Source organism: candidate division WOR-3 bacterium (assembly GCA_016867815.1).
Classification (GTDB): domain Bacteria; phylum Hydrothermota; class Tepidihabitantia; order Tepidihabitantales; family Tepidihabitantaceae; genus UBA2258.
Genome location: VGIR01000009.1, coordinates 15,926 through 31,627, shown reverse-complemented (window position 1 = coordinate 31,627; position 15,702 = coordinate 15,926). Strand labels below are relative to the sequence as shown.

The following is a 15,702-nucleotide window of genomic DNA, read 5'->3' as shown; positions in this document are numbered from 1 at the left end:
CCAGCGTCGGACCAGAGTTCGTGTCCGGCCGCTCGGTCACCGGACCACTTGCGCACTTGACCACATGACCACTACACCGTGTCTCGCCGCCTGAACCCCGCCCTGCTGGTTGTTGCCGCAGTCATCTTGTTTGTCCTCCTGGCCAGCTTCTACCTGGTCGGACCGCGGGCGCGCCGCGTCATGCCCACCGGGCTCGAACCCACGCCGACCGGCACTGTGAACATCCTCATCATCGGCAAGGACGCCCGCGCGGTCGGTCCGGTCCTGAACGAAGGCAGGCAGCGGAACAAGCGCGAGGAGCAGTCCCACTCGGACGTCATCATCGTCTGCCACGTCAACTTCGAGGCACCCTCGGTCAGCCTGGTGGCGATTCCCCGCGACCTGCTGGTCGAGGTACCGGGCTACACCACCGCCGCCTCGAACACCGACTTCACCCACATGGAGAAGATCGCCCACACCTACGCCATCGGTGGCGACAAGCTGTTGCGCAGGACCATCACCCACCTGCTCGGTGTCCCGATTCACCGCTCCATCGCGTTCGACTTCGACTCGTTCCGGATGGCGTTCGAGATGCTCAAGCCCTTCATCGGCGTGCTGCGCGTCGGCGGTGTGAAACTGACCGAGCGCGACGAGGCCCTCAAGTTCGCCCGCAAGCGCTACGGTCTGAAGTTCGACGACACGGACCGCTGCCGCAACGCGGTCTCGCTCATCCGCAGCATAGTCGCCCGGACGTGGCGGCTGGGCACGACTCGTCTCGGCGACATGGTCGTCAAGAGGCTGGTCACGATTGTCGGCGAGGATACCGATTTGACTCCCGATGAGATTCACCAGTTGTTTGACGGCCTGCGCCGCGCCGGGTTCAGCCCGGCCAGGACCGAAACCGCGGTGCTGATCGGTGAGAGCGCCGAGGTCACATTGAAGCGCTACGACCAGACGCTTTCCTGCTACCTGCCGGCGTACGCAGAAATCGAGAAGCAGGTGAACCGCTTCCTGCTGGACCAGCAGGACGTGGCCGCGCTCGACTTCATGACCCAGGAGAAGTTCCGCGCACCCGGATACCTCTTCGAGAACTACGTGACGGCCGGGGATTCGGCCGACTCGCTCCCGCCACTGCCGTTCGACACCACCGGCATGGACACGCAGCTCAAGTCAACCCGGCTGAAAGAAGTGCGCAGGGCGAGGACGTACAGGCTGACACCGGAGACTACCGCGGTCGATACTGCCGGGAAGCGCTAGGAGCGCCGGCTCTCACCCTCAACCCCTCACGTCGATTCTCGGGTTTGCGTGGGGTGGAAGGGCATGACCGGACGCCTGAATCAGGATCTCCGATGCGGCCGGGGCTGAACGTTATTCGCCGGGGCGCAGTTGGCGGCTTGACAGAGCTATCCGCCGGTCTTACAATCCGGCCATGGCCCGGCGCCCGAGGAGAACCATCGATTGCACTTGCCGGAGGAAAGAGATGAAGGAAACGGTCTTCGCATTTGGGCTCGCTGCTGCGCTGTTCGCCGGTTGCCTTGCTTCCGTCGCGTCTGCCCAGTCGAGCTGGTGGAAAACCTACGGCGATTCCCTGTCGGACATCGGCAACGCTGTCCTGCAGACTGCTGAAGGCGGGTACGTCATCGGCGGTTCGACCGCATCGTTCGGCGCGGGAGTCACCGATGTCTACCTGGTAAAGACCAATGCCACAGGCGAGGAGGTCTGGGCCGAAGTCTGGGGCGATTCCATGCCGGACGGGGGAAACTCGGTATGTCAGATCGCTGACAGCGGCTACGTCGTTGCCGGCTATACCGGCTCTTATGGCGCCGGGGGACATGATGTCTGGCTGATCAGGACCGATGCCGAGGGTGATACGGTCTGGACTCGAACCTACGGTGGAGGAAACGGCGAGCAGGGCAACTCGGTCGCACCGACTGCCGATGGAGGGTACATAGTCACCGGTTACACCTGGTCATTTGGCGCCGGGGTCGCGGACGTCTATCTGATCAAGACGAACGCCGCGGGCGATACAGACTGGACCAGGACCTATGGAGGGACGAGCGGAGATGAAGGGCTCTCAGTCCAGCAGACTGTGGACGGCGGCTATATCGTCGCTGGTGTGACTCACTCAATCGGCGCCGGGATCGCAGACGTCTATCTGATCAAGACGAACGCCGCGGGCGATACAGACTGGACCAGGACCTATGGAGGGACGAGCAATGATGAAGGTCACTCGGTGCGGCAGACAGCCGATAGTGGCTACATCATCGCGGGCTACACGAGCTCATTCGGCGCCGGGAGCCAGGATCTCTATCTCATCAAGACGAATGCCTCGGGCGACACAGTCTGGACAAGGACCTTTGGCGGGAACCTACGGGACTGGGGCAACTCGGTCCAGCCGATGGCCGGTGGCGGCTACGTGATTGCCGGCGTGACACGCTCGTTCGGCGCGGGCGGCCAGGACCTCTATCTCATCAGGACAGATGCCTCGGGCGACACAGTCTGGACAAGGACCTTTGGGGGGACAGGCAACGATGCAGGGAACTCCGTCCAGTCGACCGGCGACGGCGGCTGGGTAATCGCCGGCAGCACCACGTCCTTCGGTGCCGGGAATTCCGATGTCTACCTGATCAAGACGGACGCCGACGGCTTCGTGGGCCTGGCGGAGAAGAGCCTACAGCCTCAGGTCCGAAGCCGCAGGTTCGAACCGACGGTGGTAGGGAGCCTGCCACGGGGCGCGATTGCGTTCGACGCGATGGGCAGGCGCGTGCTGCACCCGATACCGGGCATCTACTTCGTGCGAGAAGAGCCGCAAGCCTCAGGCCATGGGCCCCAGGCAGCTCGAAGGGTCGCGGTTAAGAGGTAGGGACCATGCAGACAATGGGGAGTAGCTCTCACCAGCCGCGTCCGGACACTCCGGTCTCGGGTTACTGACCGCAGGTCTGTCCGGGGTGCAGCCTAAGCCTGCGGAGAGGCGAGCGCCTTCAGGACGCTGCGGAACGCTTCCTGTCCCGCACCGAGCTTGTCGAGTTGTCCGCCGCCTTCAGCCAGGTCCGGCTTGCCGCCACCGCCGCCGCCCATGGCCGGGCCCACGGTCTTGGCCAGCTTGCCTGCAGGCAATGACGACTGCAGGTCCGGACTGACGAAGACGACGTAGCGGATGCGCGGTCCCTCGCCACCGGTAAGCAGCCCTGCGTACTTCTCTCTCAACAACTCCCGCACGCGGTCGGAAACGAGTCGCAACTCGCTGGTCTCAAACTCTGAGTAGTGGCCGACGACGATTCTCATCCCACCAACCTCGTCGGCCGCCGCTGCCAGCTTCTCCCCGGCAGCCCGGGCACTCTGGGCTGAAAGACTCGCGAGCTTCGAGCCGAGCCGCTTCATCTCCTCGGTCAGGCCTGCCACCTTCTTGGTCAGGGTCTCCTCGGTCCCGCCAAGCTGTCCGAGCAGCTCGGTGACGGTCGCCCGCTCGAATGCCGCGCACTCGAACGCCGCCTTGCCGACCAGCGCCTCGATGCGGCGGATGCCAGCGGCCACGCCGGTCTCGGAGACGATACGGAACAGGCCGATCTCACCGGTCGACCGAAGGTGCGTGCCGCCGCAAAGCTCCTTCGAGAACTCGCCGATTCTCACAACCGTCACCCGCTCGCCGTAGGTATCTCCGAAGAAAGCCAACGCGCCGGCGGCCCTGGCTTCTTCGAGACTCTTCTCGGCGCGCTCCAGGGGGACGTCGGCCACGACCTGCTCGTACACCAGCCGCTCTACCGCCAAGACCTGCGAAAGCGCCATCGGCTCGAACGCCGCGAAGTCGAAGCGCAACCGTCCCGGCTCGACCAGCGAACCTTCCTGCTTGACGTAGTCGCCCAGCGTCTGGCGGAGCGCGGCGTGCAGCAGGTGAGTAGCAGTGTGTGCCCGCTCAATCTCGCGTCGCCGCTCCTTGTCCACGGCGGCAAAGACCTTGCCGGAGGCGATCTCACCTCGCACGAGCTTCGCCCTGCAAGCAGGCAAGCCCTGCTTGTAGTAGGTGTTGAGCACCTCAAGTTCGAATCCCTCGCCGATAACCCGGCCGGTGTCGCCGACCTGTCCGCCCATCTCGGCGTAGAACGGGATCCTCTTGAGCACGACCTCGAACAGGCCGTCCGGGAGCTGCACGAAGCTCGCCAGCTCGGTGTCGGCCTCATCGCTGTCGTAGCCAACGAACTTCCAGTCGGCCGCTCCTTCGTGCGCCGGGCCGGCTGCCGTGCTGATGAAGGTCTCCTTACGGCTCCGCTCGCGCTGCTCCTGCATAGCCCGCTCGAACCCGTCGGTGTCGAGCTTCACCCCGGCGTCTTCGGCCAGTTCCTTCACGAGCTCGATATGGAACCCGAACGTATCGTGCAGCTTGAACAGATCCTCGCCCGGAACCAGGCCGTCGCGCTTGTGCGCCTCCAGAACGTCCTGCCAGCGCTCCAAGCCCGCATCGAGCGTGCGCAGGAACCGCTCCTCTTCCGACTTGATGATAAGTGCGGCCTGCTCGCGCTTGGCTACGACCTCCGGATACCATTGCCGCATCAGTTCCACGACCTCGCCCGAGACCCTGTAAAGGAACGGTTCGACCACGCCCTGACGATGGGCGAAAAGCAGTGCCCGGCGCAGGATACTTCGCAAAGTGTATCCGCGCGCCTCGTTGGATGGGATCACTCCGTCGGCAATGGCAAAGGTCAGCGCCCGCGCGTGGTCCGCCGCGACGTATAGCATCGAAGGGACATGACCGAAATCCGCCGAGGATTTCGGCTCGTGTCCCGAGATGGCCTTCGACTCCAGGTTGAGCATCTTGGCGGTCGCCTTGATAATCGGGGCGAACAGGTCCGTGTCGAATATGGTCTTCTTCTTCTGGGAGACCATCGCCAGTCGCTCCATGCCCATACCGGTGTCGATACCGCGGTTCTTCAGCGGCTCCCGCGTGCCGTCCGGCAACTGGTTGTATTGCGGAAAGACGATATTGTAGACCTCGCTGAACCGGTCGCAGTCGCAGCCCGGCGCGCACTCTGCCTTGCCGCAACCGAACTCGGCGCCAAGGTCGACGTAGATCTCCGAACACGGGCCGCAGGCGCCGCCGCCGCCGACCGGGCCCCAGAAGTTGTCCTTGGTGCCGAGTCGCACCACCTTCTTGAAGGACAGGCCGACCTTGGTGCGCCAGATGTTGTAGGCCTCATCGTCTTCCTCGAAGACCGACGCGTACAGCCTTTCCGCGTCGAGCTTCACGACCTGGGTCAGGTATTCCCACGCCCAGGGAATCGCTTCGTGCTTGAAGTAGTCGCCGAACGAGAAGTTGCCGAGCATCTCGAAGAACGTGCCGTGGCGCGGGGTCCTGCCCACCTGGTCGAGGTCGGACGCGCGCAGGCACTTCTGGATGGACGTGGCGCGGCGGTAAGGCAGCTCGACCGTGCCCGCCCAGTAGGGCTTGAACTGCACCATCCCCGCGGCGGTGAAGAGCATGGTAGGGTCATCCCTCGGTATCAGGGACGAGCTCGGCACGACCCGGTGGTCCCGCTGGGCGTAGAACTCAAGGAACGTGCGGCGCAGCTCGCGGTGGTTCATTGCGGCACTATTGTACGGATATACCTACTTGACGCAACAGAATGCAGAGCCGGTCAAGTGGATTCGCTATCGTCCACGTTGATGGCGAGCCGAATCGTGTCCGGCGAGAAGCCGCGGCGGGCAAGGAAGGCGTACAAGCGACGCCTGAGGACATCCGGATCCAGCCGCCGGTTACGGCTCAGGTACTTCTCCGCCACCTCCCGGGCCGCCTCCTTCTCGTCCGGTGCGGTGGCGAGGGCATCTTCAATATGCTCCTTAGCCACGCCACGCTTGAGCAGTTCGCCGCGTACTCGCCACTTGCCCTTGTGGCCGATGGCTATCCGGTCTTCGGCGAACCGCCGGGCAAATCCTGCATCATCAACCATCTTCAGCTCGGCTAGCCTCTGCAGGGTTGCAGCGACGATATCCGGGGAAAGACCCTTGCGCGTGAGACGCTGCTGCAGCTCGCTCGTAGTCCTTGCCTTGTAGGAGAGCAGCAGGAACGCGTACTGCCGGGCCTTGTAGAACTGCTCTTCGCGGGCGATGCGGTCGAGGTCGGCGCGTTCTACTACCTGCCCGACGTGAAGGCCAAGCGCGCCTACCGTGTCATTGGACAGACCGAAGAGGAAGTTGCCGTCGAGGAAGACGGAAACCCGCCGCTTGTTCTTCTTCTGCGGCTCAAGCGCGGTTATCCTCACCGCCGGTTGGAAGGGATAGAGAGATGGAGGGATCGAGGGACAGAGTGTCCGGAATCGGATTCCCTCACTCTATCCCTTGCTCCCTTTGTCCCTTTCTCCCTGTCTCTTCGTCTTCGTGGCCTCTTGCTCCACCTCGGCTCCGGTTTCGCGCTGAGCGATCTTGCTGGCCTTGGGTATCCTCAGCTTCTCGTAGAGCTGGGTCTCGGCTTTGGCCATGACCGGTGCGTTTTCGCTCAGGAAGTCAACGGCCGCGTCGCGGCCCTGGCCGATGCGCATGTCACCGAACGTGTACCAGGTGCCGGACTTGGTGAAGACGCCCTGCTCGGTGCCGATGTCCACGAGTTCCCCTGCGCGCGAGATACCCTCTCCGTAGATCAGGTCGAACTCGGCCTCGCGGAACGGCGGCGCCACTTTGTTCTTCACGACTTTGACGCGGGTCCGGCTGCCGACGACGGTTTCTTCCTTCTTGATGGCGGCGATGCGCCGGATGTCGAATCGCATCGTCGCGTAGAACTTCAGGGCGAGCCCGCCGGTCGTCGTTTCCGGGTTGCCGAACATCACGCCGATCTTCTGCCGAATCTGATTGGTGAAGATGGCGCAGGTCTTGGAGCGCGCGGCCACGCCCGAGAGCTTGCGCATCGCCTGCGACATCAGCCGCGCCTGGACGCCGACGAACGCATCGCCCATCTCACCTTCGATCTCGGCGCGCGGCACGAGGGCCGCTACCGAGTCCACGACGAACAGGTCGAGCCCGCCGGAGCGCGTCAGCATCTCGGCAATCTCCAGCGCCTGCTCGCCTGAGTCCGGCTGGGACACGAGGAGGCTGTCGAGGTCCACGCCGAGCGCCTTGGCGTAGTTCGGGTCGAGCGCATTCTCGGCGTCAATGAACGCCGCGGTCCCGCCGAGCTTCTGGCACTGGGCGATGATGTTGAGGACAAGCGTGGTCTTGCCCGACCCCTCGGGCCCGTAGACTTCAACAATCCGGCCGCGCGGCACTCCGCCTACGCCAAGCACCGCATCCAGTCCGATCGAGCCGGTCGGAATCGCCTCGACGCTCACCGCCGGGGTTTCCTGGCCCAGGCGCATCACCGCGCCTTTGCCGAACTGCTTCTCAATCTGCCCCAGGGCGCTGCCAAGAGCTCTGGTCTTCTCGTCATCTTTTGCCATCTTGCCTCCTGCGTTCGGGAATCATCGACGCTCGCAGAGTATAGATTTCACCATCGCCAAGTCAAGCCACCCTCAGGACAAAGCTCGAAACCCGATGCACGAATGACGAATCAAACCCGAAGTCCGAATTGGAGATTCCACTCCATCCAGGTTTCAATCGAGCTTCGGGATTTCGTCATTCGAGCTTGGCCGCGCACGAGCTTCGTCACTTGCGGCCAGTGCCTCACGTTCAAGGTCGTACAGCCTGAACCGCAGGGTCTTGAACCTGCCGGCCAGCCCCGGCTCCGTGACCTTAAGCACCTCTTCCAGCACGCGCGCCGACTCCTCGGCACGCTTGAAGTTTGCCAGAAGCACGTCCTCAAGACTCCGGCGTCTGGCCCGGTCGAAGCCGTCGCCCCGGCCGAGGTCGGTCTCGCTCTTGCGGCCGGGAATCACCTGCCGCCGCAGGACCCGCACGTCCCGTCCGACCTGGGTTCTGAGCTTCCTGACGCCGACGAGCAACCTCCGGTCCTCCAGCGCAAGCCGCACCACGTCCTCGACCACGCGCAGCCCCTCGGTCAGTCGATTGATATTGACGTCGATGATACGGGCGGCGCGTTGGTCCGTCACTGTGCCAGCTTAGAATGACGCCAACCGCAAGTCAAGAAAGCGAGAGCGGCCCGACCTGTCGGCCGGGCCGCGTCCGTTTTGCCTGGCTAGCGTTTCTTGAACTTCTTCGCGGGCTTGGCTTTCTTCACCTTCATCGGCTCCCCGCAGCAGATGAGCTGATCGGTTTCACACCCGCACTCGTCACAGACGGTAACCGCCATGCCGCACAGTCCGCAGACCAGCTTATCACCTTTCTTCATGTATCCTCGTGACTATTGAGACTTCCGCAAAGTCCGGGCGGCTCTCAGGGCACGAACACCCACACGTCCAATCCGGCGTACCAGTTGGCCATCGCGCCCCCTTCGGAGATAGAGGTCAGCGGCAGGGAGACCTTGGGCCGGATTGTCAGCGCCGAAATCGGCTTCCACATCAGCAGTGCGCTAACCAGGTGCTGGCTGACCTGAGACTTCGGGACCCATGTCCCACCCAACGTAGTCTGGTCCCGTATGTACCCGGACACGCCCAACTGGGGCGTGATGGTCTTCGAGGCGGAGTAGTCCCCGGCCAGTAGATACTCGAACATATCTCCGACCTTCGTCGGCGCCTCGACGTCCGGGAGATTACCGTTGAACCAGTACGCGGCCCGGACGTGGCCGCCGAACTTGCCGAGCTTCTTCGTGTTCATGGAGAGCCCGAACGCGAAGTCCGTAGTCCGGTCACTGAGCGCCGGGCTCGCCTTCTTGTCCGCGGTAGGGAAATTGGCGCCGAGTATGAGAGCGGCTTTGAGCGGCTTGTCCGGGTCCTGGAGAATTCCGTAGCGCGCGTAGACCATCAGGTCGCCCAGACCGGTAGACTTCGCATCGCCCTTCTGCTTCATCGCCAGCGGGGCGACCACGTCGATGTCGAACTCTTTGGACAACCCGAACCCCAGCGTCAGGTCGCAGGATATCGTCTGCGTGGCGACGAACCCTGCCGGCGCTTCGTACTTGCCCGCTGTCCAGTTGTAGCTCAGCGCAGTCTGGTTGTATCCGAAGTTCGCCCAGCCGTAGAACTGGTACTGCTTGTTCATCGCGGACGAACGGCCGATGAAAGCCGTCGCCATCGCACTCCCGGCCAGCACAGCCAGGGCCAGCACCATCACTGTTGGTCTCTTCACGCACTGCCTCCTTTTGTCGCAAACGCCTCAGGTCCGTTCTCCAGCCCCTGCTCCCTGCTCCTCGCCCTGCCAGCCTAGCCAAAACCCATGCCGAATCAAGTCACGAAGGACGGCAAGCGAATCGGATCGGACTTCTCCTCCAAGACACCGAGGCACAAAGAGAGCACGGATGAAGCCGACATTGGGATTCACAACAAATGCACCAAGACACAAGGAGGATACGGACAGCTATCGACTGCTCTGACTTGGTGTTCTTGGTGTCTTGGTGGTCAATGTCGGGTCCGGGGCCGGAGATTCCGCTGTTCGCTTGGTGACTTTGTGTCTTTGTGGTGAGCTCCGCGCCCGACCCCCTCTGGTTGCATTCCGCCCTCGGGTCCGGCGTGCTGCTTGACGCACAGCATCAAAGGCTCTATTCTCACGGCGATGAGGACTACCTTCCGTACCCGCAAGCTCGAAGAGCTGAACTGGATGGAGTTCAAGCGCCTTGTTCCGAAGAAGACCGACGCCGTGCTCGTCCCGGTCGGCACCATCGAGGCCCACGGTGTGACTGGGCTCGGCACCGACAATCAGATACCGGCCTCGATCTGCGACCGGGTCGCAGAGAGGGTGAACGCGCTGGTTGCGCCGGGCATCACCTACGGCATCACCAAGTCCCTTCTGCCCTATCCCGGCTCAGTCACCGTGCTGCCCGATACGTTCGAGCGCTACGCATACGAGGTCGCTGCCGGGTTGGCCGACGCGGGTTTCCGCCGTATCGTCTTCTTGAACGGCCACGGCGGGAACACCGAGGCCTTGAAGAATGTCTCGCTACGGCTCTTTCGAGAGAAGAAGACGTACAGCGCAGTCATCGACTGGTGGACGCTCTGCGTCGAGGAGATCAAGCAGGTCTACGGTCACGTGGGCGGACACGCCGGTACCGACGAAACGGCAATGGTGCAGGTCGACCATCCCGGAGACGTGTGCAAGCAGGACTACTCGAAGGACCTCGCGTTCACGGTCCAGCCCGGCCTCGCCGCCGTCCCGTTCCCCGGCTCGATCATCCTGTACAAACAGGACGAAGGCTATCCCGATTTCGATCCGGCCAAAGCCGGAAAGCTGATGACCGCGGTCTGTGCCAAAGTCGAGGCGACGCTGCTCGACGTGTTCAGACGCTGGAGACAGCTCGGCACTGGTGGAGAGCACCGATAACTCCGGAGGCAGCATGAGCAAAGCCAGAATATCGAACAACGTCTTTCCCTATCCGATGCCGATGACCGTGGTCGGCGCCGAAGTCGACGGCAAGCCGAACTTCCTGGCTGCGGCCTGGGTCACCCGCTGCAACCCGAACCCGCCCATGGTGCTCGCCGCGCTCGGCAAGATGCACCACACAAACCGCGGCATCCGAGAACACCGAGAGTTCAGCATCAGCATCCCCTCGGCTGCCATGCTGAAGCTCGTCGACTATGCCGGGCTGGTCTCCGGGGCCCGGATCGACAAATCCGGCCTGTTCGAGACCTTCAGCGGCGACCTCAAACACGCGCCGATGGCCAAAGCCTGCGGGCTCGCGATGGAGTGTCGCCTCGTGCAGGTGGTCGAACTGACGGTCGACGAGCTCTTCATCGGCGAGATAGTCTCCGCCTATGCCGACGAAGGAATCCTAACTGACGGCAAGCCCGACGTCAGGAAGCTGAGCCCGTTCACGCTCACAATGCCCGACAACCGCTACTGGGCGGTGGGCGATGAGCTGGCCCGAGCGTGGAGTGCAGGCAGGGAACTCGTCCGGCCCTGAGGCCTGTGCCGACGCCGACAATCCGCCGCGCCGTTCCGGGTGACTACGAAGCCATCTGCGAGCTGGCTGACCTGATGGACCAGCCTCAACGTGAAGCCCTGCCTGACCGCTTCCGCAAGCCCTCGGGCCCGGTCCGCCTGCGTGACCGGACCGAGAAGCTCATGCACGACCCCGACACATTCCTGGCAGTCGCCGAACTCGACGGCCGCGTCGTCGGCGTGACGAACTGCGGCCTGCTCCGGATGGATGACTTCCCGCAGAAGCGCCCGCTCACCTCACTGCTCGTACGCGGCGTCGTGGTGCGACCCGAACTGCGGCGTAGAGGGATTGCCGCACTGCTCGTAGGCAAGGCAATCGAGTGGGCGCGTGAGCAGGGCGCTGCCGAGGTGCAGGCCAACGTCTACGACTTCAACCAGCCTGCCACCGCCTTCTTCGCTTCGCTCGGCCTCGCTCCCTTGAGCCACCGCCTGGTCCGCCGCCTGAGCGGCTGAGCGACAATCACTTTGAGCCTACTCGGCCAGCTACGGACGACCTGGAACCAGGCGGAGTACCACGGATTCGGCAGGCGCCGCCGGTTTTTCGAGGGCTGGTACTTCAAGAGCGTTGCGCCGTCGGGCGATGCGGTTCTCGCCATCATACCGGGGGTGTCGCTACCGGATACGGGCGAACCGCACGCCTTCGTGCAGGTGCTCGACGGACCTAACCGAACCAGCTCCTATCACCGCTATGACCTTAGTGAGTTCCACGCGGCGCGTGATCGCTTCGACATCGAAGTCGGCCCAAACCGCTTCTCACTCGACCGCATCGAACTCGACCTCCCAGGCAAGGATGCACTTCGGGGCGAACTCCGCTTCACCGGTATCCACCCCTGGCCGGTACGCCCGCTGTCCCCGGGCGCAATGGGCTGGTACTCACTGGTCCCGGCCATGGAATGCTATCATGGCGTTCTCAGTTTCAACCACCGGATTGAAGGAAGACTGACCATCGCGGGCCGGGCAACCGATTTCACCGGTGGCAAAGGCTACGTCGAGAAGGATTGGGGACGCTCTTTCCCAAAAGCGTGGGTCTGGATACAGACCAATCACTTCGCCGAATCTGAAGCCAGCCTGACCGTGTCGGTCGCGCACATCCCGTGGCTCGGAAGCAGCTTCACCGGTTGCATCATCGGGCTGTGGCTGCGTGGCCGGCTCTATCGCTTCGCCACCTATACCGGCACCACCATCTCAAAACTGGAGGTGACACCGCAAAGACTGGTGCTGCGAGTCGAAGACCGGCGACACGTGCTGGAAGTAGGCTGCCATCGCCAGGAGGGCACCATCCTCGCCGCACCCGCCCTTGGCGCGATGACCGGACGGATTGCCGAAGCAATAACGGCCGAGATAGAGGTCTGCCTGTCGCGCAAGGACCACTGCCAGGCTTCCCGGGTGTTTGCCGACAGCGGCCGCTACGCGGGACTTGAAGTCGTGGGCGACAACAGCCTGCTGGAGACGCGCGGTCAACACATCTGAAGGCCCATGACGGCGCCATTGGCCGTTCGAGCCGCGAAGCCTACGAACCCAGGCGTGTGCCGACCATCACCCTGCCGTCGCAGAAGGTCGTCGGGGTCAATGGCACTTGACAAGGGAGGGCCGGGGGGTATTCTGTTTCATCCCGGGTGTGCCCGGCATTGGCAAACGCATAACAGGAGCAGACTATGAAGAAGCGCTATGCTGGACTGGCAGTCGTAGTGCTGTTGCTCGGCGCCTTTGGCGTCGGCAGGGCGCAGATTGCCTTCTACGGAGTCGTCGACCCCAATACCTTCGACGTCCAAGTGCAGACGGCTGTCGTGTTCGTGTCGCCGGACATCGATTCCTACCCCACCGCGGGATGGGGTGGGACGAGCCAGGATACCTGGCACATCGCGGACATCGCCGGTTGGCCGGATTCGGTTGAGCTGATATCGTCGATTGGTCCCATGCCCAATGTCTCGATGTTCCCCTCCCCGGTGGCCAATACTTGGTACGATTTCACGTCCGGCGGCATAAGGAAACCCCGGGCGCTGTTCTACAGCGGGGTCGTGAACGTCGCAGAACCCCGGACCGCGACGGGACACTCACAGCGCCTGCAGGTGAGCCCGAGCGTGGTGACGGCGCAGATGGCGATCCGGCTGCAGCCTGCCGGAACCGGCAGCCCCGTGGTCGAGATGCACGATGCCGTCGGCAACGTGGTTCGCTCGCTTGACTGCGCGGTCGGTGCCGATGGTGTCGCCACGGCGACGTGGAACCGCGAAGACGACTTCGGACGCGTGGTGCCCGAGGGAGTGTACTTCTGCCGGTACGCCTCCTCCGGTCTTGTTGCCGTCCGGAAGGTACTGGTAACGCACTAGCTCTTTCCGCAGCGATCGAAGCCGCCCGGGATGAATCACGGGCGGCTTCGTCTGCTGCGGGAATGTCGGGGATGAGGAGAAGTGTCATGCGTTCCCTGCCTTCCCCGCCAGTTGACACCCTCAGCAACCGCTCTATACTAGCTGTCGAGGAATCCCGAATATGCGAATAACGCTGTTTGCCTTGCTGCTCGCCACGGCGGCGCCGGCCATGGCAGCCGACGCGCCCGAGGCATGGTTCATCCCGTTTGCCGCGGCCTACCAGCCACCGGTAGGTGGCTTCAACGCCGAGTTCGCCAAACCGGTCAACAACATGCCACAGGCACGCAGCCGCCACTTCGGATGGGGACTCGAACTGCGAACGCTGACCGGCTCGTTCCTCATCGGCCCGCTCTTCTTCAAGACCTGGGACGATAGAGAAAACGATGCGTTCCGGCTCAGGACTGATGCGACGGGCATCTTTGGAGAGGTGGGACTCAAGATCGCTCCCTTCAACTTCCTGACCATTGTGCCGATGGTGGCGGTCGGCGGACTTAGCCAGTCGTTCAACCTGCGCCAGAAGACGGCGGGCGACACTATCCGGTTCGACTCTCTGTTTGGCAGTGTGCCCAGGAACATCCTGCTATCCTCGGGCACGAAACTCGCCGGGATGGCAGCGCTGGAGCTGGGACTCACGGCGAACACCAAGTCCGGTGGAATAGGGGTGGCCCTGCGCGGCGGCTACCTGTATGCTCCGTTCAGCCCGACCTGGCGAATAGCCAACGGCATCGTTGTGAAGAACGCACCCGCGGATCGCCTCGGGGGCTGGTTCTTCTCCGTCGGCGTGCTGCTGATGCCGGCGGCGCAAACCACTAGCGAAACAGACTGAGGAGGATTCAGTGAGATACCAACTGCGCCGGTTCCTTCCCGCTCTATTGTTGGCAGCTGCCTGTCTGTATACGTACAGGCTGGACGTTGCGAAGACCCACACGTATCCAGCCGCCGGAATCAGCGGCCTCAATGCCTCAACCAAGAACGGCTTCATCCGCGTGACAGCGTCCACCGACACGGTCCTCGTCGTCGTCGAGTCGACATACGCATACGGCCGGAACCTTGCGGACGCCGAGCAGTATATTGCCAATGTCATCTACAGCGACACGGTTGTCGGCAACGAACTGCGGGTGAAGGCAGAAGATACGTTGGGCGGCAGCCGGCCGTACGGCGCCAGTTTCACCATCACCGCCCCGGATACCATCGATCTTGCCCTGTCGACCACCAACGGCGAGATCAGCGTGACGAGTACGGTCGGCAGCATCAACGCCAATACGACCAACGCCGGTATCGAACTGATCGGCACCAGGGGAACTGCCAGCGTGTCGACGACGAACGGCAAGCTGGACGTGGCCGTTCATAGCGGCGCACTCTACGGAGCCACCACCAACGGCGCGATTGACTGCGACATCGCGGTCCTCGACGTCGCCGAGGACGTTGGGCTGGCAACCACGAACGGCAAGGTGACGTTACTGCTCCCCGCCGACGTCTCGGCTGTGGTTGAAGTGACGAACTCCACCGGTATGATCACGATCCACGACTTCACGGTGACGTACGAGACCCAGACCGAGCACCACGTGCGCGCCCGCATCGGTTCCGGTGCGTCGGACATCACCATTACCACTACGAATGCCGATGTCGTGGTCCGCCGGCGGTCGTGAGATGAAGCGGGAATCGCACACCGGCCGAAGAGCGTCGAAATCATATATAGAAAGCTGCATAGATCGTGACGGGGCAGAAAGGTTGGCTCGCACCTTCAAGGCGCTGGGTCACCCGATGAGGCTGCAGTTGGTGGCGGGGCTGATGAAGCAGGAATGTAACGTAAAGCACATGACCGAGTGTCTTGGAGTGGCCCAGGCTACGGTATCGCAGCAGCTGGCTGTGTTGAGAGCAGCCGAAGTAGTGACGTACGAGAGAAAAGGAAACCAGGTCTGTTACCGGGTGACAAGCCCCTGGCTCCGTCAGCTGGTGAGCACGGTCGCCAAGGCACAGAAGGAGTAAGAGGAAAAATGGCTGATGTGAAGCAGGTAAATGATGCTAACTTTGAAGCGGAAGTCATCAAGTCGGCGCTTCCGGTACTGGTAGATTTTTGGGCTCCCTGGTGCGGTCCGTGCAAAATGCTGGGACCGGTAGTCGAGGGGCTGGCAGCAAAGTACTCAGCCAAGATGACGATCTGCAAACTGAACACGGACGAGAGCCCGGCGACGCCCGGCAGGTATGACATTCACGGCATACCGACGCTCATCATCTTCAAAGGCGGGAAGGAAGTTGAGCGGCACGTGGGATACGCCGCGGAGAACGTCCTGTCCGCCAAGATCGAGCAGCACCTGGCCTAATCGATACCAGGATCAACTGACCAACCCGGCTTCGGCCGGGTTCTTTTTTGCTCGTTTGGCTG

The 15,702-nt window shown here is 62.9% G+C and carries 16 protein-coding genes; 11 read left to right on the top strand and 5 right to left on the bottom strand.

Annotated features, from left to right (window positions below; all coding sequences use genetic code 11):
- Positions 1-78: 78 nt before the first annotated feature.
- The gene (locus FJY68_02620; protein ID MBM3330730.1) at positions 79-1,236 is read left to right on the top strand and encodes a hypothetical protein; all 1,158 of its coding nucleotides are present in this window, start codon (positions 79-81) and stop codon (positions 1,234-1,236) included.
- 172 nt (positions 1,237-1,408) lie between these two features.
- Complete coding sequence (locus tag FJY68_02615; protein MBM3330729.1) at positions 1,409-2,842, top strand: hypothetical protein; 1,434 nt, start codon at positions 1,409-1,411, stop codon at positions 2,840-2,842.
- Positions 2,843-2,934: 92 nt separating this feature from the next.
- On the opposite strand, the gene alaS is transcribed toward FJY68_02615, so the two are convergent.
- From alaS to FJY68_02590, 5 genes are all read right to left on the bottom strand, one after another.
- Entirely contained in the window at positions 2,935-5,556 is a 2,622-nt protein-coding gene (alaS, locus tag FJY68_02610) for an alanine--tRNA ligase (protein MBM3330728.1), read from the bottom strand.
- 53 nt (positions 5,557-5,609) lie between these two features.
- Positions 5,610-6,293, bottom strand: a complete 684-nt coding sequence (locus tag FJY68_02605; protein ID MBM3330727.1) for a hypothetical protein — start codon at positions 6,291-6,293, stop codon at positions 5,610-5,612.
- A 9-nt stretch (positions 6,294-6,302) separates the two neighbouring features.
- Entirely contained in the window at positions 6,303-7,400 is a 1,098-nt protein-coding gene (gene recA, locus FJY68_02600; GenBank protein MBM3330726.1) for a recombinase RecA, read from the bottom strand.
- Positions 7,401-7,553: 153 nt separating this feature from the next.
- Positions 7,554-8,009, bottom strand: a complete 456-nt coding sequence (locus FJY68_02595) for a thiamine-phosphate pyrophosphorylase (protein ID MBM3330725.1) — start codon at positions 8,007-8,009, stop codon at positions 7,554-7,556.
- 283 nt (positions 8,010-8,292) lie between these two features.
- Positions 8,293-9,144, bottom strand: coding sequence for a transporter (locus FJY68_02590; protein ID MBM3330724.1), 852 nt, complete (start codon positions 9,142-9,144; stop codon positions 8,293-8,295).
- A gap of 423 nt (positions 9,145-9,567) precedes the next feature.
- On the opposite strand from FJY68_02590, the gene FJY68_02585 reads away from it, so the two are divergent.
- From FJY68_02585 to trxA, 9 genes are all read left to right on the top strand, one after another.
- Positions 9,568-10,332: a creatininase family protein gene (locus tag FJY68_02585; protein ID MBM3330723.1), complete on the top strand. Its 765-nt coding sequence runs from the start codon at positions 9,568-9,570 to the stop codon at positions 10,330-10,332.
- 13 nt (positions 10,333-10,345) lie between these two features.
- Complete coding sequence (locus FJY68_02580; GenBank protein ID MBM3330722.1) at positions 10,346-10,912, top strand: flavin reductase family protein; 567 nt, start codon at positions 10,346-10,348, stop codon at positions 10,910-10,912.
- Between the two features lie 5 nt (positions 10,913-10,917).
- Positions 10,918-11,403 (top strand): GNAT family N-acetyltransferase, encoded by a 486-nt coding sequence (locus tag FJY68_02575; protein MBM3330721.1) that lies wholly within the window; start codon positions 10,918-10,920, stop codon positions 11,401-11,403.
- A 12-nt stretch (positions 11,404-11,415) separates the two neighbouring features.
- The gene (locus FJY68_02570; GenBank protein ID MBM3330720.1) at positions 11,416-12,420 is read left to right on the top strand and encodes a hypothetical protein; all 1,005 of its coding nucleotides are present in this window, start codon (positions 11,416-11,418) and stop codon (positions 12,418-12,420) included.
- A gap of 185 nt (positions 12,421-12,605) precedes the next feature.
- Positions 12,606-13,277: a hypothetical protein gene (locus tag FJY68_02565; protein ID MBM3330719.1), complete on the top strand. Its 672-nt coding sequence runs from the start codon at positions 12,606-12,608 to the stop codon at positions 13,275-13,277.
- A 160-nt stretch (positions 13,278-13,437) separates the two neighbouring features.
- A complete protein-coding gene (locus FJY68_02560) occupies positions 13,438-14,142 on the top strand; it encodes a hypothetical protein (GenBank protein MBM3330718.1) in 705 nt (234 codons plus the stop codon).
- A gap of 10 nt (positions 14,143-14,152) precedes the next feature.
- Positions 14,153-14,965 (top strand): DUF4097 domain-containing protein, encoded by an 813-nt coding sequence (locus FJY68_02555; protein MBM3330717.1) that lies wholly within the window; start codon positions 14,153-14,155, stop codon positions 14,963-14,965.
- 1 nt (position 14,966) lies between these two features.
- Positions 14,967-15,305, top strand: coding sequence for a winged helix-turn-helix transcriptional regulator (locus FJY68_02550; protein MBM3330716.1), 339 nt, complete (start codon positions 14,967-14,969; stop codon positions 15,303-15,305).
- Between the two features lie 8 nt (positions 15,306-15,313).
- On the top strand, positions 15,314-15,640 hold the full coding sequence (trxA, locus tag FJY68_02545; protein ID MBM3330715.1) for a thioredoxin: 327 nt from the start codon (positions 15,314-15,316) through the stop codon (positions 15,638-15,640).
- The last annotated feature ends 62 nt before the right edge of the window (positions 15,641-15,702 follow it).